The sequence below is a fragment of the Rhodococcus sp. 1168 genome, assembly GCF_002091955.1.
Lineage (GTDB): Bacteria > Actinomycetota > Actinomycetes > Mycobacteriales > Mycobacteriaceae > Rhodococcoides.
The window spans coordinates 44,629-68,934 of record NZ_MKKY01000076.1 but is presented as its reverse complement, the minus strand read 5'-3'; the positions used below and the strand labels follow the sequence as shown (position 1 = coordinate 68,934).

General features: G+C 62.2%; 23 protein-coding genes. 16 read left to right on the top strand and 7 right to left on the bottom strand.

Features of this window, described 5'->3' with window-relative positions:
- Nucleotides 1-23 precede the first annotated feature (23 nt).
- Complete coding sequence (locus BJI47_RS17410; RefSeq protein ID WP_088944915.1) at nucleotides 24-1,148, top strand: class I SAM-dependent methyltransferase; 1,125 nt, start codon at nucleotides 24-26, stop codon at nucleotides 1,146-1,148.
- Between the two features lie 4 nt (nucleotides 1,149-1,152).
- Here BJI47_RS17410 and BJI47_RS17405 read toward each other — a convergent pair whose 3' ends face one another.
- Nucleotides 1,153-1,575, bottom strand: coding sequence for a hypothetical protein (locus BJI47_RS17405; RefSeq protein WP_176224933.1), 423 nt, complete (start codon nucleotides 1,573-1,575; stop codon nucleotides 1,153-1,155).
- Between the two features lie 188 nt (nucleotides 1,576-1,763).
- On the opposite strand from BJI47_RS17405, the gene BJI47_RS17400 reads away from it, so the two are divergent.
- Nucleotides 1,764-2,612: a Bax inhibitor-1/YccA family protein gene (locus BJI47_RS17400; RefSeq protein WP_088944913.1), complete on the top strand. Its 849-nt coding sequence runs from the start codon at nucleotides 1,764-1,766 to the stop codon at nucleotides 2,610-2,612.
- A gap of 77 nt (nucleotides 2,613-2,689) precedes the next feature.
- Here the strand turns inward: BJI47_RS17400 and BJI47_RS17395 are convergent, their stop codons facing one another.
- Both BJI47_RS17395 and BJI47_RS17390 read right to left on the bottom strand, forming a co-directional pair.
- The gene (locus BJI47_RS17395; protein WP_088944912.1) at nucleotides 2,690-3,910 is read right to left on the bottom strand and encodes an acetyl-CoA C-acetyltransferase; all 1,221 of its coding nucleotides are present in this window, start codon (nucleotides 3,908-3,910) and stop codon (nucleotides 2,690-2,692) included.
- 69 nt (nucleotides 3,911-3,979) lie between these two features.
- Nucleotides 3,980-4,942 (bottom strand): SGNH/GDSL hydrolase family protein, encoded by a 963-nt coding sequence (locus tag BJI47_RS17390; protein ID WP_088944911.1) that lies wholly within the window; start codon nucleotides 4,940-4,942, stop codon nucleotides 3,980-3,982.
- A 108-nt stretch (nucleotides 4,943-5,050) separates the two neighbouring features.
- Between BJI47_RS17390 and BJI47_RS17385 the strand changes: the two genes are divergently transcribed.
- On the top strand, nucleotides 5,051-6,436 hold the full coding sequence (locus BJI47_RS17385; RefSeq protein ID WP_088944958.1) for a cystathionine beta-synthase: 1,386 nt from the start codon (nucleotides 5,051-5,053) through the stop codon (nucleotides 6,434-6,436).
- Nucleotides 6,437-6,494: 58 nt separating this feature from the next.
- Here the strand turns inward: BJI47_RS17385 and BJI47_RS17380 are convergent, their stop codons facing one another.
- The gene (locus tag BJI47_RS17380) at nucleotides 6,495-7,682 is read right to left on the bottom strand and encodes an acyl-CoA dehydrogenase family protein (protein ID WP_088944910.1); all 1,188 of its coding nucleotides are present in this window, start codon (nucleotides 7,680-7,682) and stop codon (nucleotides 6,495-6,497) included.
- A 122-nt stretch (nucleotides 7,683-7,804) separates the two neighbouring features.
- On the opposite strand from BJI47_RS17380, the gene BJI47_RS17375 reads away from it, so the two are divergent.
- The 3 genes from BJI47_RS17375 to BJI47_RS17365 are packed head-to-tail and all read left to right on the top strand — an operon-like array spanning nucleotide 7,805 to nucleotide 11,131.
- Entirely contained in the window at nucleotides 7,805-9,010 is a 1,206-nt protein-coding gene (locus tag BJI47_RS17375; RefSeq protein ID WP_088944909.1) for a cystathionine gamma-synthase, read from the top strand.
- Nucleotides 9,011-9,018: 8 nt separating this feature from the next.
- Nucleotides 9,019-9,789 carry a glutamate racemase gene (locus tag BJI47_RS17370; protein WP_088944908.1) on the top strand — a complete coding sequence of 257 codons (771 nt, stop codon included), beginning with the start codon at nucleotides 9,019-9,021 and terminating at the stop codon, nucleotides 9,787-9,789.
- 58 nt (nucleotides 9,790-9,847) lie between these two features.
- Complete coding sequence (locus BJI47_RS17365; RefSeq protein ID WP_254900662.1) at nucleotides 9,848-11,131, top strand: MFS transporter; 1,284 nt, start codon at nucleotides 9,848-9,850, stop codon at nucleotides 11,129-11,131.
- 29 nt (nucleotides 11,132-11,160) lie between these two features.
- On the opposite strand, the gene BJI47_RS17360 is transcribed toward BJI47_RS17365, so the two are convergent.
- The gene (locus BJI47_RS17360) at nucleotides 11,161-12,216 is read right to left on the bottom strand and encodes a ferredoxin--NADP reductase (RefSeq protein ID WP_088944907.1); all 1,056 of its coding nucleotides are present in this window, start codon (nucleotides 12,214-12,216) and stop codon (nucleotides 11,161-11,163) included.
- Between the two features lie 251 nt (nucleotides 12,217-12,467).
- Between BJI47_RS17360 and mdo the strand changes: the two genes are divergently transcribed.
- The 6 genes from mdo (at nucleotide 12,468) to BJI47_RS17325 (ending at nucleotide 19,756) form a co-directional block, all read left to right on the top strand.
- The gene (gene mdo / locus BJI47_RS17350) at nucleotides 12,468-13,739 is read left to right on the top strand and encodes an NDMA-dependent methanol dehydrogenase (protein WP_088944956.1); all 1,272 of its coding nucleotides are present in this window, start codon (nucleotides 12,468-12,470) and stop codon (nucleotides 13,737-13,739) included.
- A 108-nt stretch (nucleotides 13,740-13,847) separates the two neighbouring features.
- Nucleotides 13,848-14,885 (top strand): MoxR family ATPase, encoded by a 1,038-nt coding sequence (locus tag BJI47_RS17345; RefSeq protein ID WP_088944905.1) that lies wholly within the window; start codon nucleotides 13,848-13,850, stop codon nucleotides 14,883-14,885.
- Complete coding sequence (locus tag BJI47_RS17340; protein WP_088944904.1) at nucleotides 14,882-16,399, top strand: VWA domain-containing protein; 1,518 nt, start codon at nucleotides 14,882-14,884, stop codon at nucleotides 16,397-16,399. Before BJI47_RS17345 ends, BJI47_RS17340 begins: the two co-directional genes overlap by 4 nt.
- A gap of 149 nt (nucleotides 16,400-16,548) precedes the next feature.
- A complete protein-coding gene (locus tag BJI47_RS17335; protein WP_088944903.1) occupies nucleotides 16,549-17,766 on the top strand; it encodes an iron-containing alcohol dehydrogenase in 1,218 nt (405 codons plus the stop codon).
- Nucleotides 17,763-19,109 (top strand): histidine kinase, encoded by a 1,347-nt coding sequence (locus tag BJI47_RS17330; RefSeq protein WP_088944902.1) that lies wholly within the window; start codon nucleotides 17,763-17,765, stop codon nucleotides 19,107-19,109. The genes BJI47_RS17335 and BJI47_RS17330 overlap by 4 nt, the downstream gene beginning before the upstream one ends.
- Nucleotides 19,106-19,756 (top strand): response regulator transcription factor, encoded by a 651-nt coding sequence (locus BJI47_RS17325; RefSeq protein ID WP_084348016.1) that lies wholly within the window; start codon nucleotides 19,106-19,108, stop codon nucleotides 19,754-19,756. Before BJI47_RS17330 ends, BJI47_RS17325 begins: the two co-directional genes overlap by 4 nt.
- A 21-nt stretch (nucleotides 19,757-19,777) precedes the next feature.
- On the opposite strand, the gene mftM is transcribed toward BJI47_RS17325, so the two are convergent.
- Both mftM and mftR read right to left on the bottom strand, forming a co-directional pair.
- Nucleotides 19,778-20,614: a mycofactocin oligosaccharide methyltransferase MftM gene (mftM, locus tag BJI47_RS17320; RefSeq protein WP_088944901.1), complete on the bottom strand. Its 837-nt coding sequence runs from the start codon at nucleotides 20,612-20,614 to the stop codon at nucleotides 19,778-19,780.
- Complete coding sequence (gene mftR / locus BJI47_RS17315; RefSeq protein WP_088944900.1) at nucleotides 20,611-21,249, bottom strand: mycofactocin system transcriptional regulator; 639 nt, start codon at nucleotides 21,247-21,249, stop codon at nucleotides 20,611-20,613. The genes mftM and mftR overlap by 4 nt, the downstream gene beginning before the upstream one ends.
- A 111-nt stretch (nucleotides 21,250-21,360) precedes the next feature.
- Between mftR and mftA the strand changes: the two genes are divergently transcribed.
- The 4 genes from mftA to mftD all read left to right on the top strand — a co-directional run bounded on the left by mftA (nucleotide 21,361) and on the right by mftD (nucleotide 24,306).
- Nucleotides 21,361-21,474: a mycofactocin precursor MftA gene (gene mftA, locus BJI47_RS17310; protein WP_088944899.1), complete on the top strand. Its 114-nt coding sequence runs from the start codon at nucleotides 21,361-21,363 to the stop codon at nucleotides 21,472-21,474.
- Nucleotide 21,475: 1 nt separating this feature from the next.
- Nucleotides 21,476-21,778 carry a mycofactocin biosynthesis chaperone MftB gene (gene mftB / locus BJI47_RS17305; RefSeq protein ID WP_088944898.1) on the top strand — a complete coding sequence of 101 codons (303 nt, stop codon included), beginning with the start codon at nucleotides 21,476-21,478 and terminating at the stop codon, nucleotides 21,776-21,778.
- A gap of 86 nt (nucleotides 21,779-21,864) precedes the next feature.
- On the top strand, nucleotides 21,865-23,115 hold the full coding sequence (gene mftC, locus BJI47_RS17300; protein WP_088944897.1) for a mycofactocin radical SAM maturase: 1,251 nt from the start codon (nucleotides 21,865-21,867) through the stop codon (nucleotides 23,113-23,115).
- Nucleotides 23,116-23,127: 12 nt separating this feature from the next.
- The gene (gene mftD / locus BJI47_RS17295; protein WP_088944896.1) at nucleotides 23,128-24,306 is read left to right on the top strand and encodes a pre-mycofactocin synthase MftD; all 1,179 of its coding nucleotides are present in this window, start codon (nucleotides 23,128-23,130) and stop codon (nucleotides 24,304-24,306) included.

The window sequence follows — 24,306 nt, the reverse complement described above, 5'->3', positions numbered from 1 at the left end:
TCCAGGGGTGAAACACTGGTCGGATGCACGAATTGGAATCCGTCCTCGCCGGCCTACGTCGATTTCCCGACACCGAAGCACCCAATCTCTTTGCGGTAGACCCCACAGATCGCCTATTGCTCGACTCGGTACCTTCTGCACTGCAGGTGGGCGCTGGCATGCAGATCGCGGTAGTCGGCGACCGCTACGGCGCCCTGACTCTCGGCGCCGCTGTGCAGTTCGGAGCCACCGATATTCGAGTACATCAGGACTCGTCGACCAGTGAGGCAGCCTTGGCGCGTAATGCCGCAGCGCTGGGGCTGTCCGAGGTGTACGGCAACTTCTCGCTGGGTGAGGACCTCCTGCAGACTGCGGATGTCGTTCTGATGCAACTGCCCCGCAGTGTCGCGGAACTGACCGAGGTGATCGAAGTCATCGCCGCATACGCACCGAAGGACGTGCTGGTCCTTGCCGGTGGTCGCGACAAACACATGTTTCCGGCGATGAACAACATTCTGCGCAAGAATTTCGAGGACTTCAGCGCGGGGCGGGGCAGGCAGAAGTCGCGGGTGTTGTCCGCGGCGGCACCGATTCGTCCGGCGTCGCGTACGTACCCGGTCACTCAGACGTTGGAAGACATCGGCTTGACGGTGGTTGCCCACGGTGCTGTGTTCGCCGGGTCCACGCTCGACATCGGAACACGTTTTCTGCTCGAGCACGAGAGGAAAATGAAGCGTGACGCGCAAGTTGTCGTCGATCTCGGTTGTGGCACAGGGATTGTCGCGTGCATGCTCGCCCATGAGCGCGAAGGAGTCCGAGTGCTGGCCACCGATCGCTCGACGGCGGCCGTCGATTCCGCCCGTGCGACGGCCGAGGCGAACGGCCTTGCAGTGGAGGTCCTTCGGGACGACGCCATGGCTACGTTGGAAGACGATTCGGTAGACCTGATCGTGTGCAACCCGCCCTTCCACGAGGGTGCGGCGGTGCACACCGGTGGCGCAGAGAAGCTCTTCGCCGCAGCTGGTCGGGTTCTGCGGCCAGGCGGTGAGTTGTGGACCGTGTACAACTGGCACTTGAACTATCGGGCTGCGCTCGCGAAGGCTGTCGGGCCGACCGAAGTGAAGGGAAAGAACAAGAAGTTCACCGTCACTCGGTCGACCGTCGCCTGACCGTTCAGGTAATGGGGCCGCCGTCTTCCGGAGTCCCGTCGATCTGCCCGCGGTTGCGCCCACGATCCTCGACCAAGGTCCCTTCGACGATTTCGGCCTGTCGCTGACCGTCCGCGTAATCGATGTCGGGATTCTCGTCGGATTCGACGATCACATGGTCGACCAGTTCCTCGGTCAACTCGGCGTCGGGAGTTTCGGCAACCGAACGCGCCTCGGATTCCAACGCGATGTCCGGTTCTTCCTCGCTCAGCTTCTCCTCCAAGCTCTCACCTTCGAGAGCTTCTTCGGCGGTGGTGCCGAACTTGTCCGCCTCACTCCAGTGATCCGGTGCGTCCACTACCGTGTCGCCGTCATCGTTGCGCAGTTCGTCCGAGTCCAAGCTTTCGCTCTGATCGAGGGTCTCTCCTGGTCCGTCTTCGATGTTCATGTTCCCCATACTGCACGGCTGAATTTTCCGCTTGTGTGAGCGACCCACCACACGGGCCGGTAAAGTCCGAATTGTCCGAACATATCGGGTCCGACTGGGAACTTTTGTCCGGATGTGGAACGTTCTTCATATAAGTGCCCGGGGATTTCCTCGCGGTCTGCTCGATACGACGAAGGGAAAGAGACACGGTGCGCACCTCCAGCAACCCGGTGTTCCGCAACCTGCCCAAGCAGGAGGGCGGCGGATACGCCACTTTCGGCACTGCGACGGCTGGTGCCTCGCAGGCCACACAGCAGTTCGGGCAGCCGGGTACGCAGCCTGAGCCGTATCGGACCGGTCCAACCACGCGGGCGATGACGATCGACGATGTCGTCACCAAGACGGGCGTCACACTCGGTGTGCTGTCTATCACCGCGATCATCTCGTACCTGCTCGTCGACAACAACACCGACCTGGCCGCTCCGTTCGTCATCGGCGGCGGACTGATCGGTCTCGGCCTCGTGTTGTTTGCGACGTTCGGCCGCAAAATGGACAACAAGGCCATCGTCTTGGCCTACGCGGTAGCCGAGGGTTTCTTCCTCGGTGCGTTGTCCTTCATGTTCACGAACATCGAGTTCGGGGGTGTGGGCGGTAGCACTCTCATCGCCCAGGCGGTCCTCGGCACGTTCGGCGTCTTCTTCGGCATGCTGGTGGTCTACAAGACCGGCGCTATCCGGGTCACCCCGCGATTGACGCGAATGATTGTCGGCGCTCTCATCGGCGTCGTCGTGCTGGCGCTGGGCAACCTGGTGGCGAGCTTCTTCACTGCAGGCGGACTGGGTCTGCGCGACGGTGGCACTGTGGCCATCATCTTCAGCCTCGTCTGCATCGGTATTGCCGCGTTCAGCTTCCTGCTCGATTTCGATCAGGCCGATCAATTGATCCGCGCGCAGGCTCCCGAGAAGGCAGCGTGGGGCGTAGCTCTCGGATTGACCATCACCTTGGTCTGGCTCTACGTCGAAATCTTGCGTCTGCTGAGCTACTTCAACAACGACTAGTACTCATGAAAAAGGCCCCGCACTCCAATGGAGTGCGGGGGCCTTTCTCATGTAAGTGGCATGCAGGGACGTCCGGATCAGCTCAGGCGTTCCAGAACCATTGCCATACCCATGCCGCCGCCGACACACATGGTCTCGACGCCGAACGTCTTGTCCTGAGACTTCAGGTTGTTCAGCAGCGTCGTGGTGATACGTGCACCGGTCATCCCGAAGGGGTGTCCGATGGCGATAGCTCCACCGGAGATGTTGAGCTTGTCGTGATCGATGCCGAGATCACGCGCGGATCCGAGAACCTGGACCGCGAACGCCTCGTTGATCTCGAAGAGGTCGATGTCGGAGATCGACATTCCGGCGATCGAGAGCGCCTTGCGGGTGGCTTCGATCGGGCCGAGACCCATGATCTCGGGCGAGGTCCCGGTGACGCCGGTGGAGACGATCCGCGCGAGCGGCGTCAGGCCGAGCGCCTTCGCCTTCGTATCGCTCATGATCACCAGTGCGGCCGCACCATCGTTGAGCGGGCAAGCGTTACCTGCGGTGATGGTTCCGTTCGGACGGAAGACCGGCTTGAGCTGACTGATCTTGTCGTATGTGGTCCCTGCGCGAGGGCCATCGTCCGTCGAAACGACGGTGCCGTCGGGCAGCGTTACCGGGGTGATTTCACGGTCGAAAAATCCGCTGGCAATGGCTTCCTCGGCACGATTCTGGCTCCGCACGCCCCAGTGATCCTGCTCCTCGCGGCTGATTCCGGTGACCAGTGCAACGTTCTCGGCGGTCTGGCCCATCGCGATGTACGCGTCGGGGAGGTTGCCGTTCTCGCGGGGATCGGTCCAGCTGTCCGCGCCCTCTTCCTGTGCCTTCTTGGTGCGTGCCTCGGCATCGGCGAAGAGCGGGTTGTGGCTCTGCGGAAGCGAATCGGAGTTGCCGTGAACAAAGCTGGAAACACTCTCGACGCCTGCGGAGATGAAGACATCTCCTTCGCCGGCCTTGATCGCGTGCATGGCCATGCGAGTGGTCTGCAGCGACGACGAACAGTAGCGGGTGATGGTGGTGCCGGGCAGTGAGTCGTAGCCGAGAAGAACGGCGACGATCCGCGCGAGGTTGTTGCCTTGCATTCCGCCGGGAAGGCCACAGCCGAGAAGCAGGTCATCGATGTCGGTCGGGTCGAGTTCGGGAACCTTCGCGAGCGCTGCGGCGACCATCTGCACGGTCAAGTCATCGGAACGAATGTCCTTGAGCGATCCCTTCATCGCGCGGCCGATAGGTGAACGAGCGGTACTGACGATTACTGCCTCTGGCATGAAATCTCCTTTGTTGGCTGCTGACTGCGAGTACAGCGCAAGCAGGCGTTTGATGTTTCGAACATATCGCTATCCGTTCTGTGCCTCTATTTCGGCACCTCGACGGCGCAGAAACCTCTCGATCGACGCGGTGGCCCGAGGCCGGAATCTGCGAGACTCTACTGCCGCGGATACTTCGGGCAGCTGGGGTAGTGGTCCACCGCGCCATTCGCCGAGCGCGGCCGCCAGGACAGGAAGCAGCTGACGTGCCGCTAGTTCGTAGCCAGCCGCCGAGGGGTGGAACCGATCGGCGGAGAACATGGTCTCCGGCGCCGCAAGGAACTCCGGTGCGAGTAGGTCCGCCAAGGCGACCGGGTGTCCGCCTGCGGACAAGGTGGCCGCTGATTGTGCGCGAGCGAGCCGAAGGCCCCAGTTTCGCACTACGGTGCGCAGCGGTTGTGGAATGGCGGTGACCACTCCGAGGTCCGGGCATGTCCCGACCACCACCACAGTTCCCTGCGCGGTCAAACGACCTACTGCGTCACCGAGCCGCGTCGCCGAGGCACTGATCGAGAATTTCTTGGTGACATCGTTGGCGCCGACGAGAATGACCACGGCGTCGGGGGCAGGACCGGCGACGAACATCGCGTCGACCTGGCCCTCGAGCCCCTTTGATGTTGCACCCGCAATTGCTTTGGTGCTCAGTCTTATTCGCTTGTCGGTCTCCTCTGCCAACCCGCGTGCCACGAGGACTCCGGGCACCTCCTCCGCGACGGCGCACCCGACGCCTGCAGCAGTGGAGTCGCCGAAGACCATCAGGTGAATATCGGCCGAGACTCCGGGCCGCCAGCGCTGCGGGGTCGGTGATCCCGCGGTATAGATGCCGTCGGCTTCGGGAGGCTTGGTCACGTTCCTTCCGATGACGCCGCGCGCGGAACTCGCCTGGGACATCAGAGCCTTGTACGCAGCCCAGGACGCAGTACCTGCGGAGGAGCCGGCCAATACGGTCGCGGCACCCGCTTTGGCGGCCGTCTGCCATCGATTCACAGGCACTCGAGGTCCCTTTCTTTCTGCGCCATGCCGTCCATCGTATGCAACGAACCACATACGCCTCGGCGGTACCGAGAAGCCGCCCGTGGTGGCGTCTGGGAAGATGTAGGCATGCGCATTGCTCAGCACGTCACCGAACTCATCGGCAACACTCCGTTGGTCAAGCTGTCCTCCGTTGTCGGCGGCAACGCAGGGACGGTCGCTGCCAAGATCGAATACCTTAACCCGGGTGGCTCGTCCAAGGACCGCATCGCGGTCAAGATGATCGACGCCGCTGAAGCTGCAGGTGAACTGAAGCCCGGTGGGACGATCGTCGAGCCCACTTCCGGAAATACCGGCGTCGGGTTGGCTCTGGTAGCTCAGCAGCGGGGTTACAAGTGCGTCTTCGTCTGCCCCGACAAGGTCGGCGAGGACAAGCGCAACGTCCTCCGCGCGTACGGCGCCGAGGTCGTGGTCTGCCCGACTGCCGTCGCACCGGAGGACCCGAACAGTTACTACAGCGTCTCCGATCGTCTCGTCCGGGAGATCGATGGAGCCTGGAAGCCGAATCAGTACGCCAACCCGGCAGGCCCCCAGAGTCACTACGAGACCACCGGGCCCGAGATCTGGGCCGATACGGACGGCAAGATCACCCACTTCGTTGCGGGAGTCGGTACCGGCGGCACCATCTCCGGCACAGGCAAGTACCTCAAAGAGATGTCCGGCGGCAAGGTCAAGGTCGTCGGCGTCGACCCCGAAGGTTCGGTCTACTCCGGCGGCACCGGCCGTCCGTACCTCGTAGAGGGCGTCGGCGAGGACTTCTGGCCGACCGCGTACGACCCGTCGATCCCCGACGAAATCATCGCGGTATCCGATGCGGACTCGTTCGACATGACACGGCGGTTGGCGCGGGAAGAGGGCCTGCTGGTCGGCGGATCCTGCGGCATGGCAGTGGTAGCTGCGATCAAGGTTGCCGAGCGTGAAGGTCCCGATGCACTCGTCGTCGTGCTCTTGCCCGACGGTGGCCGCGGTTACCTGGCGAAGATCTTCAACGACGACTGGATGTCTTCCTACGGATTCCTGCGCTCACGTCTCGACGGCAAGACCGATGAACCGTCGGTCGGCGATGTCCTGCGCGGCAAGTCCGGTGCGCTACCGGCCCTGGTGCACACTCATCCGTCCGAGACCGTCCGCGACGCCATCGAAATTCTCCGTGAATACGGTGTCTCGCAGATGCCCGTCGTCGGTGCCGAGCCGCCCGTCATGGCAGGAGAGGTTGCAGGCAGTGTCACCGAACGCGATCTGCTCAGTGCAGTCTTCGAAGGACGCGCAGCACTCGCCGATCCGGTGGCCAAGCATATGAGCGACCCGTTCCCGCTCATCGGCGCAGGCGAGCACGTGTCCGACGCGACGAAGGCGCTGGGGGAGACCGATGCCCTCATGGTCGTCGAAGAAGGCAAGCCGGTTGGCGTCATCACCCGCCACGATCTCCTCGGATTCCTCAGCAAGGGCGCATAGCCCCACGTGAGTGGAATTTTCGCCTCGGGCGTCAATTCCACTCACGTGCGCCGAGCGCCTATCGCACTGCGCTCGACCCGGTCAGCGCCTGGCCCACCACCAACTGGTGTACCTCGGACGTGCCCTCGTAGGTGAGGACGGACTCGAGGTTGTTGGCGTGCCGTAGCACTGGGTACTCCAGCGTGATTCCATTGGCACCCAAGATCGTTCGACATTCGCGAGCGATCTTGATCGCCTCCCGCACGTTGTTGAGTTTGCCGACCGATACCTGCTCGCCGCGCAGTTCGCCCTTGTCCTTCAGGCGCCCGAGGTGGAGTGCGAGGAGTTGACCCTTGCCGAGCTCCAGGGCCATGTTCGCAAGCTTTGCCTGAGTCAGCTGATAGGCGGCGAGGGGCTTGTCGAACACCTCTCGGGTTTGGGCATACTCGATCGCCGACTCCATGCAATCGCGGGCCGCTCCCATGGCGCCGAAAATGATGCCGAAGCGTGCCTCGTTGAGGCATCCGAGCGGGCCGCTGAGCCCGCGTGCCTCGGGGAGCATCGCGTCGTGGGGAAGCCTGACGTCCTCGAGCACGAGTTCACCGGTGATGGACGCGCGAAGCGACAATTTGTTCTTCACGGTGTTCGCCGTGAAGCCCGGAGTGTCCGTCGGTACGACGAAGCCGCGAATTTTGTCATCGGTCTGTGCCCAGACGACTGCTACATCGGCGATCGGGCCGTTGGTGATCCACATCTTGCTGCCGTTGAGGATCCAGTCGCTACCGTCCTTTTTCGCTCGGGTCCTCATGCCGCTGGGGTTCGAGCCGAAGTCCGCCTCGGTCAACCCGAAGCATCCGATGCTCGACCCCTCGGCCATCGACGGGAGCCACTGCTGCTTCTGCTCTTCGGAGCCGAACTTCCAGATCGCGAACATCGCCAGCGAACCTTGCACAGAGACGAGGCTGCGAATCCCGGAGTCCATCGCTTCGAGTTCCATACAGGCCAATCCATATGCAGTCGCTGAGGTACCAGCGCAGCCGTAGCCCTCCAGGTGCATCCCGAGCAGGCCGAGTGAGCCCAGTTCCTTCGCAAGCTCACGAGCGGGGACAGTGCCCGCCTCGTACCATTCCGCCAAGTGCGGGCGGATGCGCTCGTTGCCCAACTTGCGGACCGTCTCGCGAATCTGACGTTCTTCGGAGTCCAGGAGCGAGTCGAGAGCGAACAATTCTTCGACGCTCTGCGAGCTGCGGGGTGTCGAGTCGGCCACGGTGTGCCTCGTTTCTTCCGGCGGTGTTCTCCGCTGGCTTGAATGAGTGTTGCCGCCGAAAATCTCGTGCGGCTGAGTCTCCCGCAGGCTACCCATTTCCTGCACCTATTAGTCTTGAAGCCATGAGTGAGCAGCGCAGCAAGGCAGACAGCACGTCCGGGAGCGGAGCTAGCGGAACGACCCAGGGTGATAAGCAGGGGTTTTCCACCAAGGCGGTGCACGCGGGGTACGAGCCCGACCCGTTGACCGGTGCGGTCAACGTGCCTATCTATGCAAGCTCGACGTTCGCTCAGGACGGCGTCGGCGGCATGCGTAGTGGGTTCGAGTACGCCCGTACTGGAAACCCGACGCGTCGGCCGCTCGAAGCCAACCTTGCCGCGATCGAATCCGGCACCTACGGCCGAGCGTTCTCGTCGGGCATGGCGGCCACGGACTGCCTCCTTCGTGCGACCCTGCGACCCGGCGACCACCTCGTCATCCCGAACGATGCTTACGGCGGCACCTTCCGCCTGATCGACAAGGTCTTCACCCAGTGGGGTATCGAGTACTCCGTCGCTGCAGTGTCCGATGTCGATGCCGTTCGTCAGGCGATCCGGCCGAATACCAAGCTGGTGTGGGTGGAGACACCGACCAACCCGCTGCTCAACATCGGCGACATCGAGGCACTCGCAGAAGTTGCTCACGGCTCGAACGCGAAGCTGGTCGTGGACAATACTTTCGCTTCGCCCTACTTGCAGCAGCCACTTGCGCTCGGTGCAGACGTCGTGTTGCATTCGACGACGAAATACATCGGCGGACACTCGGACGTCGTCGGCGGGGCACTGATCACCGATGACGAAGAGCTCGACGCGGCCTTCGCGTTTCTGCAGAACGGGGCCGGTGGAGTGCCAGGACCGTTCGACGCATTTCTGACCCTGCGCGGCATCAAGACGCTCGCGTTGCGAATGGAGCGTCACAGCGACAATGCCGAGAAGCTCGTCGAGATGCTGAACAGTCACCCGGCGATCTCACAGGTCATCTATCCCGGATTGCCGGAACACCCTTCGCATCATGTCGCGGCAAAGCAGATGCGACGCTTCGGCGGCATGATTTCGGTGCTGCTCGGCGGCGGTCAGCAGGCAGCGCTCGACTTCTGCGCTCGCACCGAGATCTTCACCCTCGCGGAGTCCCTCGGTGGTGTGGAATCACTCATCGAACACCCCGGAGCCATGACTCATGCATCGACGGCAGGGTCGTTGCTCGAGGTTCCCGATAATCTCGTTCGCTTGTCGGTAGGTATCGAAGACGCTGCTGATCTCATCGGCGATCTCGAGCAGGCACTCGGCTGACACACGCAGTGATAGTCGGACTGATCGACTCGGGGCTCGGTTTGCTGCCGACGGCTGCACGCTTGAGGGAGCTGCGTCCCGAGCTCGATCTGATTCTGCTGATGGATCCCGACGAGGCCCCATGGGGCCCGAAGCCTGATGCATGGGTGATCGATCGCGTGGTGAATGCTGCCGATCGCGCCGTGTCATCGGGTGCCGAGGTGATCGTGTTGCCATGCAACACCGCGAGTGTGACTGCCTTGGCGCATGTACGACGCCACCTCGGTGACGCGATTCCGGTGATCGGCACCGTCCCAGCGATCAAACCTGCTGCGGCAGCAAGCGATCGGATCGCGATCTGGGCAACGGCCGCAACGACGGCCAGTGCGTATCAAGCGCGCTTGATAGAGGAGTTCGCGACGGGCCGGTCCGTCACTTCGGTCGCGTGTCACGGTCTCGCGGACTCCATCGACCGGGGCGAGATGGAGGCGATCTCTGCGGCGATCCGCACTGCGGTCGCTGCTACGCCGACAGATGTCGATGCCGTAGTTCTCGGTTGTACTCACTATCCGTTGGTATCGAACGAAATCACTTCTCTGTTGCCGGACAACGTGCGCCTGTTCGACAGCGCAGAGGCCGTTGCCCGGCAGACACTTCGGCGGATCGACTCGGTGGGCGACTTCGCTGCCGGGTCGAGTGAGCTGACTGTGTTCCTCAGCGGCCGTGCGGGGGAGCTTCCAGCCAGTGCGCTCGCGCACCGCGAAGGCCGGTTGTTGAGCGAACAGTCGATCCACCAGTGAGCGTGCGGGCCGCGCTTTCGGCACCGGAGACCAGGCAGGTATACCGTTAGTTAAAGCAATGATCGTAGCTTTAGCGGAAGTAGGGACCTACGTGGTCAACGTCGAGTCGGACATCGCCATTTCCCCTCGCACCAGGATGCCGCGTCGACTGCCCCACGGTATCGCGTTCTGGGTCGTAGGTCTGACCTACCTCGTAACCATGGCGACCTCGGCAGCACCGTCCCCGCTCTACCCGATCTATCAGAGCAACTGGGGCTTCTCCTCGACGACATTGACCGTGGTTTTCGCGGTCTACGCGTTGGCGCTGCTCGCAGCTCTGCTCACCGTCGGGGGTCTGTCCGATCACGTAGGGCGGAAGCCGATTCTGGTGGGTTCGGTCGCTCTTCTCGTGGTCAGCCTGCTGCTCTTCATCGTGGCCGACGGCGTTGCAGGTCTGATCGCCGCGCGCATCGTGCAAGGACTTGCCGCGGGTGCCGCAATCGGCGCGATGAATGCAGCAGTGGTCGATCTCCAGCCGTCGAACACTGCTGGTCCGCTCGTGAACAGCGTCGCACCCTCGCTGGGTTTGGCTTCGGGCGCGCTCGGCGCCGGATTGCTGGTGCAACTCGCCCCGGCCCCGACGGTCCTCGTGTACGCCATGCTCATCGGAGCGCTGGTAGTTCTCGCTGTCGCCCTTGCGTTCCTACCCGAAACATCCGCGCTCCGAGGAGTGGAGTCGAAGCGGCATCTTGCACGTTTGGTGCTCCCGCGGATGGCGGTACCAGCAGATATCAGGACACCATTCCTGTTGATCGTTCCCGCCCTCGTCGCAACGTGGTCCTTGGGCGGATTTCATCTTTCCCTAGGTTCGTCGATCATCCGGTCGGTCTTCGGAATCGACAATCACATCATCGGCGGACTCGAAAGCTTCGCGCTCTTCTTTTCCGGATCCCTGGCCGCCGCGTTCGTGCGACATCGCACACCGCGCACCGTCATGATCGCCGGTGCCCTCGTCCTGTCGACCGGCGTGGCGATTTCCCTTGTCGCAGTGAGTACCTCGATAGTCGCGCTCTACTTCATCGGTACTGTCGTCGCCGGTGCAGGGTGGGGCAGCGCATTTCTCGGAGCCATGCGTACGCTCGGCGCAATCGTCCCCGCAGCCGATCGTGGAAGGATGTTCGCGACGACCTTCGCCATCAGCTACTTGGCATTCAGTCTGCCCGCCGTCGTAGGGGGATTTGCCGTACACCTCTTCGGCTTGGAGCAGACCGCCCTCGTGTACGGCGGATTCGTGATCCTGCTGGCCTTGGTCTCGGCCGTCGGATTCGGCATCGCATCACGGCGCGAAAGCGGGCCTCGGTAGTTTCCCCAGCGCTGATATTTCCGCCGGCGTCAGAACTCGATCTTCAGGTTGTCACTGACCGGGTGAGCTTGGCAGCCGAGGATCAAGCCCTCGGCTATGTCCTCGTCGTCGAGGACTTCGCAGTTGTCCATCGTCACTTCGCCGACGGAGAGGGTGCACGCGCAGGATCCGCATTCGCCCTCTCTGCAGGAGTACGGAACGTCGAGTCCGCCGGCCAGCATCACGTCCACGAGTGTCTGTTTCCGTGGCCACGAGAGGGTGTGAGTCTCGCCGTCGAGTTCGACCTCGACGGTTGCAGCGGACGCAGTGTCATCGTCGGTCAGTTCGATCTCGGGGGCGTCGGTGAACGGGTCCCCGGCGAGGGAGAGGAACACCTCGCTGTGCACGTTCTCGCGGGGGAACCCGCCCGAGGACAGGGCCTTGTGCACCGCGTCCATGAAGGGCGCGGGCCCACACATGAAAGCGCGGTACTCGCGGAACGGTGCTGCGAATGCTGCCAGTTGATCGACCGTCGGAATGCCCTGCAGTGATTCGAGCCAGTGCAGGACGACGAGTCGGCTGGGATATTCGGTTGCGAGAGCCCGAAGTTCTTCGGCAAAGATGACCGAGTCCCCATCGCGATTGGCGTAGAAGAGGAAGACCTTCCCGGTGCCCTCTCCCAATGCGGACTTCAAAATCGAGACCACCGGCGTGATTCCCGATCCTGCGCCGAACAGTAGGAAATCATCGTTCAGATCGGCAGGGGTGAATCTTCCCGACGGGGGGAGCACCTCGATGGTGTCGCCGGCCTTCACGTTGTCGCATACCCAGTTGGATCCGTAACCGTCGGCCGTGCGCTTGATCGTCACCTTCGGGAGAGCGTCGCGGTGCGGTGAGCTCGCCAAGGAATAGCACCGGGCGACCGAGCCGGTCCGGTCGCTCGGAATACGAAGGGTGAGGAACTGCCCGGGCTTGTATGCGAATTTGTCCTTGGCGTCTTCGGGGATATCGAAGACGATCGACCGGGCATCGGCCGATTCTACGATTACATCCGCCACCGTGAGCAGTACGGATCTGGAGCCGTGGGGCACATCGACTGTCGTCATTCGGTGGTGTCCTCTCGATCAATTGTAACGTGTTCTAGTTTAGCAATCTCGTCTCTCTTCTGTCGATCTTCACATGTCCTGTTCGGCCGAGCAGCACCCCGCCCTGCCCGATCGGGTAGTTCACGGTCGGCGAAGGCAGGGTTCGCGTCGGTATCTGTTCACACAGCACGTTCGGGTCGACAGAGTTGTCATCAGTGAGACGCCGATCACAGCCGGTGTCCACGCAATCAATACACACCGAGGAGATACCGATGGCAATCGAGCTCAATCAGATCTGGGAGTTTCCGATCAAGGAGTTCCACCCGCTGCCCCGCGCCAAGCTGGGAGTCGGTGCTCACGACATGCTCGGTGTCGAGGCCAAGGAACTCGGTTTCAAGCGCGCCCTGCTCGTTACCACCGGACTCCGCGGGTCCGGCATCATCGAAGAACTGATCGGCAAGATCGAATACCAGGGCGTCGAGGTTGTTCTCTACGACAAGATCGAGAGCAACCCCAAGGATTACAACGTCATGGACGGTGCCGCTCTGTACCAAAAGGAAAAGTGCGACAGCGTCATCTCGGTAGGTGGCGGCTCCAGCCACGACGCAGCCAAGGGTATCCGCGTCGTCGTCGCTCATGACGGCCGAAACATCAACGAGTTCGAGGGATTTTCCAAGTCCACCAACAAGCAGAATCCGCCGCACATCGCCGTATCCACCACAGCCGGAACCGGTTCGGAGACTTCCTGGGCCTACGTGATCACCGATACGTCCAACATGGACAAGCCGCACAAGTGGCTAGCTTTCGATGAGGCATCGACTCCGACTCTGGCACTCGATGATCCGCTCCTGTACTACACGTGCCCGCAACAGTGGACGGCATTCTGCGGATTCGACGTCCTGGCCCACGGCGCCGAGCCGTACGTGTCACGTCTCGACTTCGCGCCCTCACTGGGCAATGCCATCTACTCGATCGGCCTGGTGTCCAAGCATCTTCGCGAGGCCGTCTACGACCCGGGTAATTTGAAGGCTCGCGAGGGCATGATGAATGCCCAGTACATTGCGACCCAGGCGTTCAACTCCGGTGGACTCGGCGTCATCCACTCCATCTCGCATGCCATCAGTGCCTTCTACGACAGTGCGCACGGGCTGAACAATGCCATCGCCCTGCCGCGGGTGTGGGAATACAATCTGCCCTCTCGCTACAAGCGCTACGCCGAAATTGCCGTGGCCATGGGAGTCGACACCAGGAACATGACCACAGTTCAGGCTGCCGACGCCGCTGTCGAGGCCGCGATTCGACTCGCCAAGGACGTCGGTATCCCCGACAACTTCGGCTCCATCCGATCGGCAACCTACGGCAAGAACCGGATGAACACCGGAAAATACGCAGGCAAGGGCGACGTGATCAAGGGCGACGAGAAGTCGGTACTCAAGATCTCCGAGCACGTCCAGGACGATTGGTGCACACCGGGCAATCCTCGGGAAGTCACCGTCGAGTCCATGCTCCCGGTCATCTCGCACGCCATCAACGAGTCCTACTAGTCGGCAGTCACCAACGTGCTGTCGGCGTGGTCGGGTGCACCTACGTGCACCCGACCACGCCTGCAGGAACTCGGTCGTTCGGGCCACACACCTACGAGAAGGACACCAATGACAAGGCTGTCGACAGTGCATAGCGACGAGGGGACCGTCCGATTCGTCGACGCGACGGATCTCCAACGAGCATTGGGCGAGCAGAACTACATCGCCGATGACGATCTCGCTACCGTGGTTCATCTGGCGACCGCCTTGGATCGACCATTACTGCTGGAAGGCCCAGCGGGCGTTGGGAAGACGGAATTGGCGAAGTCGCTCGCGGCGGCCAGCGGGCGCAAGCTCGTACGGCTTCAGTGCTACGAGGGCCTCGATGACAACCGAGCACTGTACGAATGGGATTATGCCAAGCAGCTCCTGCACGTGCAGATGCTGCGAGAGCATATCGGCGCGCTGACCGAACACATCACCGACATCGACGAAGCATCGAAGTTGCTGGCAGCCAGAGACTTCGGTTTGTATTCCGAGGCATTCCTCGCGGTTCGTCCGTTGCTCGAATCCGTGCTGTCCGAGGAACCGGTGGTACTCCTTGTCGACGAGGTCGACCGCACCGAGGAATCCATGGAAGCACTGTTGCTCGAGGTTCTGGCCGAAAAGCAGGTCACCATTCCCGAAGTGGGCACATTCACCGCCCGTAGTGACCCGTGGGTTATATTGACCTCCAACGATACGCGCGAACTTTCCTCTGCACTCAAGCGTCGCTGCTTGCACTTTCATCTCGACTACCCGACGCCGCAGCGAGAGCGGGAGATCGTCACGGCCCGCGCTCCCGAAGTACCGGTGAAGGTCGCCGCCGACGTCGTGGCATTGGCAGCCGAGCTGCGCGAACTCCCGTTGCGGAAGAGCCCCTCCATCTCGGAGGTCATCGACGCGGCTCGGATAGCAGCCGTTCTCGGTCATACCGAGGAAACCAAGAAGTACCTGCTTTCCGCTCTCGTCAAATATTCCTCCGACATGAAACTGGCGCTCGCAGGGGCTGTGCCGGACAAGCTCACGCCTGCTGAAAGCTCACTCGGAGCGCCGATGAATACCACCGCCTCCGCTTTTCGTGGCCATGGCGGCCGCGAAAAGGGTGGCATCGGGATACGAAAATGACTGGTGCACCGACATTTTCGCCGTCGATCGTGTTGGATGTGCTGTCGGCGGTGTTCGGACGCACGTTGCGAGTCCACGGCGTCGCATCCTCTGCAGCCGAAGTGATCGAAGTTCGACGCGTTCTCAGCCTGATCGGCGCCCGCGACCTCACGGTTCTTCGTGCGGCCCTGCGGGCCACGTGCGCGAAGTATGCGCACGAGCAGGATGGTTTCGATCGGGCGTTCGATTCGCTGTTCCTCGTGGCCAGCGAATCCGCGACGGAGTCTGCCCGGCAAGCGTTGGGTGCGCAGGTGGCCGGCGGGTTGCCCAGTGATCTCGACGTCGGCGCGGATCAGGAAGCGGCTAAGTACGCGGAGTACAACGAGCGAGCAGTGGAAATCGGTGATCTCCTCGACGCCCCGGAAGCGGACAAGGGCTTCAATCCGCACAAGGACGATGACGACATCAGTCTGTCCTCCGAGGATCATGACCTTTCGGTGGATACCGACGGCGACATGGGCAGAAGGGGTGTGACGTACACCGTCGATCTCGAACGTTCTGGATCGACTGCCGCGGGGGAGTTGGCGTCGAGTACCAGCGGTGCCGTGGCGGGGACGGTCAGTTGGGACGACCCGGCGAGCATTCTGGCGTGGTTCGACGCCTACGACCCGCGCAGCGTCTACGGCGACGGGACCGATTCGGGGCCGTTGTCGGCGGCACAACTCGACCGAATCACCGATGCTGTCGACGCATTCGTAGCTGCACTCGCCCAGCTGACCGGGACCCTGTCCACACCGGACCCGTTGGATGTGACCGATCGGGCCACCGAGCGTCATGCCGAGATCGATCGAGCAAGTCACGAGGTGCTGCGCCGGATGCGAGGCAAGCCACGTCCGAGGCCTCGGGAGCATTCGCGAGGGCCCCTCGACATGCGTCGGACAGTTCGAGCGAGTCTGGGGACCGATGGCATCCCGTTTCACTTGGTGACCAGAACGCCGGTGGCGGACAAGGTCAGGCTGTTGGTTTTGGCCGATGTGTCGCTGTCGGTCCGGCCGATCACGGCGTTCACGCTGCGGCTCGCGCAAGCCATGCACAGGAGGGCCCATCGGTGCACCGTGATGGGCTTCGTCGACTCGCCGGTAGATGTGACCACCACACTGCTCGGTAGCACCGGCGATGGTGCGTTGGCAGCAGTGTTGGCCGACGAGCGTCTGGATCTCGAAGCGAGCAGTGATTACGGTAAAACCTTCACGAATCTACTCGACGAGTACGGCGATGTTCTGAACAAGCGCACCGCTGTCATCATCGTCGGAGACGGCCGCTGCAACGGTCGACCACCGGGGATCGACGAACTCGAGAAGATCCGTTCGAAGGTGCACCGGTTGGCGTGGATCACTCCGGAATCACGACGCTACTGGGATCAGGCATCCTGCTCGATGGGAGAGTACGAGCGGATCTGCGATCACGTGGTCGTCGCCCGTGACGGTCCGCAGCTGACTGCTCAGGCTGCAGAGTTGGGGCACGCGCTCTCCTGACCGACCGGAAGCTGGTGGCCTACCCGATCGGGCAGGTCACGACCCCTCCTCGTGCCCGTGGGGATGATGCTCTTCGACTCGTATGGTTGTAACGTGCATCACATACGGTCCGAACACGGCCACGACAGGCATTGCAGAGGCGAGAAGCGATGATCGAAGCGGCAGCGACACGCCAGGCGCTGCACGATCTGCATTCGCATCGCAGTTCGGTGGAAACACCCAGAGTTCTCAAGTTTCATGCGCCCGAGATCGTATTCGGACAGGATTCGTTGGGTGAAGCTGCGCATTCGGCCCTTCGCTTGGGGGCAAGACGACCGATGGTGGTCACCGACGCCGGGCTCATCGAGACAGGCTGGGTTGCCCAGCTGATCCAACTGCTCGAAGACCAAGGCCTCGCACCGACTACCTGGAGCGCATTGACGCCCAATCCCAAGGACATCGAGATCGAAGCAGGACACGCCTCGTATCAGGAGTCCGAATGTGACGTCCTGGTGGCCATCGGGGGTGGTTCGGTCATGGATGCGGCCAAAGGAATCGCAGTTCTCGCGGGCAACGGTGGATCGATACTCGACTACGAGGGAGTGGATCGAGCGACCCGCCCGATCCCGCCGCTCGTGATGGTCCCCACGACGTCGGGTACCGGGGCGGACGTCTCCCAGTTCTGCATCGTCACCGATACCGCACGGTCGACAAAGATCACCATCCTCGGCCGCGGGTTGGTTCCGGACATCACCGTCATCGATCCTCGTCTGCTGACGACGATGCCCGAGTGGCTCAACGCAGCAACAGGTTTGGATGCGTTGACGCATGGCATCGAGGCCTTCGTCTCACTCGGTCACAATCAACTCACCGACCATCACGCGCTGCGGGCGGTCACCATGGTCACCTCTCATCTCGCTCGCACGATGGACGTGCCATCGGACATCGTTGCCCGCACGTCGATGGCACAGGCGAGTCTCGAAGCGGGGCTGGCGTTCACCAATGCCATACTCGGAGCGACACATGCGATGAGTCACCAAGTCGGTGGGCTGCTGGATCTCCCGCACGGGGTCATCAACGGAGTCCTTCTGCCGCACGTCATCAGGTTCAACGCCGATGCCGATCCACTACCTTATGTGGCGATCGCGACAAGTCTCGGACTCGACGAGGCGCGCGGACCTGCGGAAGAAGCAGCCTTGGCTGTCGCAGCGCGAGTCGAGCAATTGGCGCGGCAAGTCGGAGTTCCCAAAGGCCTCGGCGACATCGGGGTCAGCGAGCGCGATATCGACGTGCTCGCAACCAACGCCCTACGCGATGCATGTATGTCGACCAACCCGCGCCCGGCCACCCACCAGGAGATGGCTGAACTGTTCAGGGCGGCGTTGTGACGGCCTCGCAGCCCGATCTCTCGCTACTGACAGGCCTGAGGTCCGGGAAGAATACGTTCTACCCGCAGTATCGCGGTGCGGCAGAGCGGCTGGAGCGGGTGGTCCACGCATTGGAACTGATTTCGCGCGCGCTCGTGCGCACTGTCGACGGCCCGGAAACCCTCATCTGCGCAGTCGCCGAGGCAGCAAGGGCACATCTGAGCGCGCAATGGGTCGTCTTCGCGCTCGCCGACGGTGCGTTGGGGGACGCCGGCCCTCGACGTCTCGTTCTCGGCCCTGACGCCACCCCATTTCTCGTCGACAACGTAGAAGGCCCACCGCTGCCCGAGGACGTCGTCGAATGCCTGGAGTCGATCAGGCTCGCGACGATCGGCGACGGGCGCGAACCCGTCATCGCGGCCCATCACGCATTCGTTCCCATCGCGCTCGATGGTGGCGTCGTCGGCGCTTTTGCAGCATGGACACCCGACCACCGCGTACTCGATGCGACCGACTCGGCCGTGTTGAGCATTCTGGCGAGTCAAACTGCTGTTGCACTGCAGAACTCGGCGCTCTACCAGAGCCGGAGAGTCCTCCTCGAGCGCACCGAGAGCGCCTACGACGAGGCACACCGGACAGCAGCCGACCTGGCGATCCGCAACGCCGAACTCGAGGCGACGCAACGCCAACTGGGCGCGGCTCATCGTCATCAGGTTATCGACGACGAGCGTCACCGTATTGCCCGAGAACTACATGACAGTGTGACGCAGGCGGTCCTGTCGGCCGGAATGCAAATCGAATTGTGCCGCAACGACATTCCAGCTGACGAGCGGAGAGAGCGGCTCGATCTGGCGAAAGAGCTGACCCGACGGGCCGTCGAGCAACTGCGTTCGGCGATCTATGCGCTCAACCACGCGCAGGACGCCGACCGCACCTCGCTACCGGAGATGCTCGAACAACTCTCGATCGTGCGCATGCCGGACGAGCTGCGGGTCTCGTTGCGGATAGAAGGTACCCCCCTCGAACTCAGTAGCGAGTGCGAGCACGGACTATTGCGCATCGCGGGAGAGGCGTTGTTCAACACCGCCGTCCACGCTGGTGCCACGCGGGCGACGCTGCGTTTGGCCTACCGTGAAGATCACGTGCAACTGTCCGTTGCCGATGACGGCCATGGCGATCCCGCGTACCTCCGCCTGATGCTTCGGATGGCGGAGAACAACGACGTCGACGGGAGACACCGCGGCCTGGCAAACATGGCCGCGCGGGCGCGCGAGCACGGTGGCGCACTCGAAATCCGTAGGGCCCGAATCGGCGGTGTGCGCGTATCTACGCGCATCCCGTACGAGAGAGTGAGCAACCCGTGACCGTACACACCGACGTCGTTCGTATCGTGCTGGTCGACGATCACGCCATTCTGCGCGACGGCCTCAGGTCCGTGTTGGAACGTGAACCGGATTTGACCATCGTCGGAGAAGCGTCGTCGAGGGGCGAAGGTCTTGCGGTGGTGGATCGGGTCGAACCGGACATCGTGCTGATGGACCTGAAGTTGTCGGCGAGTTCGGACTACGAGGGCCTCGCGCTGTGTGCGCAACTGTCGGGGGCGCACCCCGGCATCGGTCTCCTGGTGCTGACCACCTTTCTCGACGACCGACTGGTCGTGGAGGCAGTGCACGCGGGCGCGCGTGGATACGTTGTCAAAGATGTCGACACTACCGAGCTCGTTCGTGCCATCCGGGCGGTCTCACGAGGCGAAAGTGCATTCGATTCCCGGAGTGCGTCTGCAGTTGTTCGATCTCTCAACGGGCAAGGGTCGAGCGTCGAGAGGCTGACCGATCGTGAACTCGAGGTTCTGCGTCTACTGGCAACTGGATTGTCCAACAACAGTATCGGTACCAAGCTGTTCATCTCGGCGACAACGGTCAAATTTCATGTCAGCAACCTGATGCGCAAACTCGGTGTCAGCCGTCGCGCCGAGGCGGTCTACGCCGCCAGCAAGCAAGGGCTGATCTGAGGTTCGGTGCGGTGCATCGGCTCATGCCGGGAGCGGAACCGATGTTTTGTCCAGAACCAACCACCCGCCGTGGAACTCGGCAACGTCGAAAGCGGTATCGGTAGATCGTCCTAGTTCGATCAAAGCTGCCTCGTCGAAGGTGCGGACGTGGCCATGGCAGGCGGTGGCCATATCTTCGAAAGGTACAGCGATGACCACTCTCTTCCGTGCGATGCGTAAGGCCTCGTCGATGATTCGCGTGCCGATATCTGCGTCCACGTGCTCGAGGAGGTGCAAGGCCGTCACCGTGTCGACGCTGTTGTCCGCGAGTGGAACATCGGCAGCGTCACAGATGAGCGTCTCGATGGTGACGCCGAGGTGTGGCGCCACGGTATCGAGTAGGCGCATGGTGCCGGCCGACAGATCGGTGGCGGTCACGGTATGTCCGCTCAATGCAAGGCGGAGTGGAAAGAATCCGAAACACGAACCCAGATCCAGAACGGAACCGATCACCAGGGATTCTGCGCGCTGGTGAATGGACGCGAAATCTGCAGCTCCCGATAGCAATTCGTCGAGCGAGTTTCGGTAGTACGTGGACCATGCTTCGACCGGATCGGTGACGGTGGATCGAACGAGGCCGACCATCACCAGTTCGAACTCCCGCTGAGACAGGTCGGCGTCGATTGCGTGTGCGGTGATCTCCCGGACCAGTCTTTCGCTGATGTGCTTCGAGCTCAGTCCGTGGCGCACGTCCACCGCGTTGCCGTGGCGCGTCACGCCGATGTGGCCGGGGGCCGCCTGCTGGGTGAACGCGACGGTCGTATTTTCATGTGTCCACGAACCTGGAACGCTGGGCGCGAGGGCGTCTAGTTCGGTCATGTCGATTCTTTCGCGTAAGTGCTCGAAACCGTCGGAGTGCTGGGAATGCCGGAATACAGCGTTCTGGTGCCGTCGGACAAAAGCTCGGCGAGGTCGAGTGTCTCATCGGTGAGCCACTGCTCGTATGCAGACATTGCCACACCGAGAACCAGCCAGCCAACCGTTCGGGGAAAGTGATCGGTTGCGTTCGAATTCGTTCGCGCCGCCACGTATTCGGTGATGACACCCCGCCAACCCTCGTACATGAGCATCGAGTATCCCTGGAGCGCAGGATTTCGCAGAATCAACTCCATGCGTTGGCGATGAACCGCGCGTTCGTCCTCGGGGAAAGTGTTGAATTGCAGAAGCGCCGAGCGGATCCCGTCGGCGAGCAAGATGTCATGGGGGAGTGCTGCAAGAAGGCTACGAAGTGCACCGAGTTGTTCGTCGAAGTCCCCCCACGGGACGGCGTTCTTCGATGGGAAGTATCGAAAGAACGTGCGGCGCGCGATGCCGGCGGCTTCGGCGATCTCGTCCACGCTGGTTTCGTCGAACCCGTTCCGAGCGAAGAGTTCGATACCGAGATCGCTGATCTCACCCCTCGTTGTGGATGGGCGTCGACCTACCCGGCTGGCCAGTTTCGTACGGCTTTCCACTTTTTCTCTCCGATTGGTGTCATTCTGCACTCGATGCCATTATTGTAGTGAATCAAGTCACGTTCAGCACCGGATGTGGCGGATCCACATATTTACACCTGGAGGTAAGCGATGTCCCAGAACGCGAAGACCGACGTTGTCAACGCCGCAGTGATCGAGACCGATCTCGTCGAAGAATCCCTCGTCGAAGAGGTTTCCATCGACGGCATGTGCGGCGTCTACTGACATGTCCGCACCAGTGAAGTCGTCCCAGGAAGCGGCTCTGGACCTGGATGCTCGATGGGCCCTTCACCCGCAGGTGGCGCTGCGTCCCGAGTCGTTCGGGGCGCTGCTCTACCATTTCGGGACACGCAAACTCTCATTTCTCAAGAACCGGACGATCGTGACGATCATCGAATCGCTACCCGATCATTCTGACTTGCGGTCCGCGATCACGGCCGCAGGAATCACAGAGTCGGCAGTGCCCCAGTACACGCGCGCCCTCGCGACGCTGGTCAGTTCGCACATGATCGTCCGCATCGACGCCTGATTCACCAACGCTGCAGAGAACTCGAGCACGCCGGAAGCAGCCCCTTCCATCGTCTCGCCACACCCCATACCGAAGAGGACAACCCGATGACCTCCATGCTTGAAAGGCCTGCGCCGCCCCCTGCGGTCGGCAAACTGGTCGATCAGTTCGAACTCGGACTCGACGCGCCCATCTGTCTGACGTGGGAACTGACCTACGCCTGCAACCTGTCTTGCGTTCACTGCCTGTCCTCATCCGGCCGGCGTGACCCCAACGAGCTCTCCACCGAGCAGTGCAAGTCGATCATCGACGAGTTGCAGAAGATGCAGGTCTTCTACGTCAATATCGGTGGCGGTGAGCCGACGGTTCGAAGCGATTTCTGGGAACTCGTGGACTACGCGACGGCCCATCAGGTCGGCGTGAAGTTCTCCACCAACGGTGTCAAGATCGACAAGAAGGTCGCTGCCCGCCTGGCCGCATCCGACTACGTCGATGTGCAGATTTCCATCGACGGCGCCACTGCGGAGGTCAACGATGCAGTTCGCGGACCCGGATCCTTCGACATGGCGATCCGCGCCCTCGAGAACCTGCAGGAGGCGGGGTTCAAGGACGCGAAGATCTCTGTAGTCGTCACCCGCCACAATGTCTCGCAGCTCGATACGTTCAAGGCATTGGCGGACAACTACGGTGCGACACTTCGGATCACGCGGCTACGTCCGTCGGGCCGGGGCGCCGATGTGTGGGACGATTTGCATCCCACGGCCGGCCAACAGCGAGAGTTGTACGACTGGCTGGTCGCGAATGGCGAGGGTGTCTTGACCGGAGACTCGTTCTTTCACCTCTCTGCCTTCGGAGACGCGCTACCAGGCTTGAACCTGTGCGGCGCTGGGCGAGTGGTGTGCTTGATCGATCCGATCGGCGACGTCTATGCCTGCCCGTTCGCTATCCACGAGAACTTCCTCGCCGGAAACATCGTCCGCGATGCGCGTCCCGCGACAGCGACATCTGCGGCTATGGGCGGTTTCCAAACCGTCTGGCAGACATCTGAATTGTTCCAGGAACTGCGGTCCCCGCAAACCTCCGGTGCGTGTACCAAGTGCGCACATTTCGATTCGTGCCGCGGTGGCTGCATGGCAGCAAAGTTCTTCACCGGCCTCCCCATGGACGGCCCTGACCCCGAATGCGTGATCGGCAACGGAGAGATGGCGTTGGCCGCAGCGGGAGAAATCCCCAAGTCCAGCGTCGACCACTCCCGCACCGGGCAGCGCAAGACACCGAGAGCGTCGGTTCCGCTCACCTTGATGATGCGGCCACCGGCCAAGATCTGCGACGAGAATCCTCTCGCAGGAATGGAATAGGAACATATAGCTATGGCCAAGAGTGCGTGGTTCGAGACCGTTGCCGAGGCGCAACGGCGTGCCAAGAAACGCCTTCCGAAATCCGTGTACGCCGCACTGGTGGCGGGCTCGGAGCGGGGCATCACCGTCGACGACAACACGGCGGCATTCGGTGAGCTCGGCTTCGCGCCGCATGTTGCCGGGTTGTCGGACAAACGCGATCTGTCGACAACGGTCATGGGACAACCACTCTCGTTTCCGGTCATGATCTCGCCGACGGGTGTGCAGGCCGTGCACCCGGAAGGCGAGGTCGCCGTGGCCCGTGCCGCAGCCGCTCGCGGAATCCCGGTCGGATTGTCCTCCTTTGCGAGCAAGTCCATCGAAGAGGTCGCGGCAGTGAACCCGCAGACGTTCTTCCAGATGTATTGGGTCGGCTCGCGCGAGGTTCTGCTTCAGCGCATGGAGCGGGCACGTGCGGCCGGCGCGGTCGGATTGATCATGACGCTGGACTGGTCATTCTCGAACGGGCGCGACTGGGGCAGTCCGTCGATCCCGGAAAAGATGGACCTCAAGGCGATGTGGCAGTTCGCTCCCGAAGGCATCACGCGTCCGAAATGGTTGTGGGAGTTCGCGAAAACTGGAAAAATTCCCGACCTGTCGACGCCGAACCTGACCCCACCCGGGGGTACTGCGCCCACATTCTTCGGTGCATACGGCGAGTGGATGGGTACCCCGTTGCCGACCTGGGAGGACGTCGCTTGGCTACGTGAGCAGTGGGGCGGGCCGTTCATGCTCAAGGGAGTCATGCGTGTCGATGACGCCAAGAAGGCAGTCGACGCCGGAGTCACCGCCATCTCGGTGTCCAACCATGGTGGCAACAACCTCGATGGCACTCCCGCGCCGATCCGCGCGCTGCCTGCGATCGCCGAGGCAGTGGGCGATCAGATCGAGATCACTCTCGACGGCGGCATCCGTCGCGGAAGCGACGTTGTCAAAGCACTTGCACTCGGTGCTCGTGCTGTCATGATCGGCCGGGCGTACCTGTGGGGTCTTTCAGCGAACGGTCAGGCCGGCGTGGAGAACGTTCTCGATATTCTGCGGGGCGGCGTCGACTCCGCTGTTCTCGGACTCGGACACTCCTCCGTCCACGACCTGACCGCATCGGACGTCGTCATGCCGTTGGGATTCGACCGGAAGCTTGGTGCAGAGTAG

What these genes read in the sequence shown, in the direction of transcription:
- BJI47_RS17410 (WP_088944915.1), top strand. Translation starts at nt 24, where the DNA reads ATGCACGAATTGGAATCCGTCCTCGCCGGCCTACGTCGATTTCCCGAC.
- BJI47_RS17405 (WP_176224933.1), bottom strand. Translation starts at nt 1,575, where the DNA reads ATGAACATCGAAGACGGACCAGGAGAGACCCTCGATCAGAGCGAAAGC.
- BJI47_RS17395 (WP_088944912.1), bottom strand. Translation starts at nt 3,910, where the DNA reads ATGCCAGAGGCAGTAATCGTCAGTACCGCTCGTTCACCTATCGGCCGC.
- BJI47_RS17385 (WP_088944958.1), top strand. Translation starts at nt 5,051, where the DNA reads ATGCGCATTGCTCAGCACGTCACCGAACTCATCGGCAACACTCCGTTG.
- BJI47_RS17375 (WP_088944909.1), top strand. Translation starts at nt 7,805, where the DNA reads ATGAGTGAGCAGCGCAGCAAGGCAGACAGCACGTCCGGGAGCGGAGCT.
- BJI47_RS17365 (WP_254900662.1), top strand. Translation starts at nt 9,848, where the DNA reads ATGATCGTAGCTTTAGCGGAAGTAGGGACCTACGTGGTCAACGTCGAG.
- BJI47_RS17360 (WP_088944907.1), bottom strand. Translation starts at nt 12,216, where the DNA reads ATGACGACAGTCGATGTGCCCCACGGCTCCAGATCCGTACTGCTCACG.
- mdo (WP_088944956.1), top strand. Translation starts at nt 12,468, where the DNA reads ATGGCAATCGAGCTCAATCAGATCTGGGAGTTTCCGATCAAGGAGTTC.
- BJI47_RS17345 (WP_088944905.1), top strand. Translation starts at nt 13,848, where the DNA reads ATGACAAGGCTGTCGACAGTGCATAGCGACGAGGGGACCGTCCGATTC.
- BJI47_RS17340 (WP_088944904.1), top strand. Translation starts at nt 14,882, where the DNA reads ATGACTGGTGCACCGACATTTTCGCCGTCGATCGTGTTGGATGTGCTG.
- BJI47_RS17335 (WP_088944903.1), top strand. Translation starts at nt 16,549, where the DNA reads ATGATCGAAGCGGCAGCGACACGCCAGGCGCTGCACGATCTGCATTCG.
- mftM (WP_088944901.1), bottom strand. Translation starts at nt 20,614, where the DNA reads ATGACCGAACTAGACGCCCTCGCGCCCAGCGTTCCAGGTTCGTGGACA.
- mftA (WP_088944899.1), top strand. Translation starts at nt 21,361, where the DNA reads ATGTCCCAGAACGCGAAGACCGACGTTGTCAACGCCGCAGTGATCGAG.
- mftB (WP_088944898.1), top strand. Translation starts at nt 21,476, where the DNA reads ATGTCCGCACCAGTGAAGTCGTCCCAGGAAGCGGCTCTGGACCTGGAT.
- mftC (WP_088944897.1), top strand. Translation starts at nt 21,865, where the DNA reads ATGACCTCCATGCTTGAAAGGCCTGCGCCGCCCCCTGCGGTCGGCAAA.
- mftD (WP_088944896.1), top strand. Translation starts at nt 23,128, where the DNA reads ATGGCCAAGAGTGCGTGGTTCGAGACCGTTGCCGAGGCGCAACGGCGT.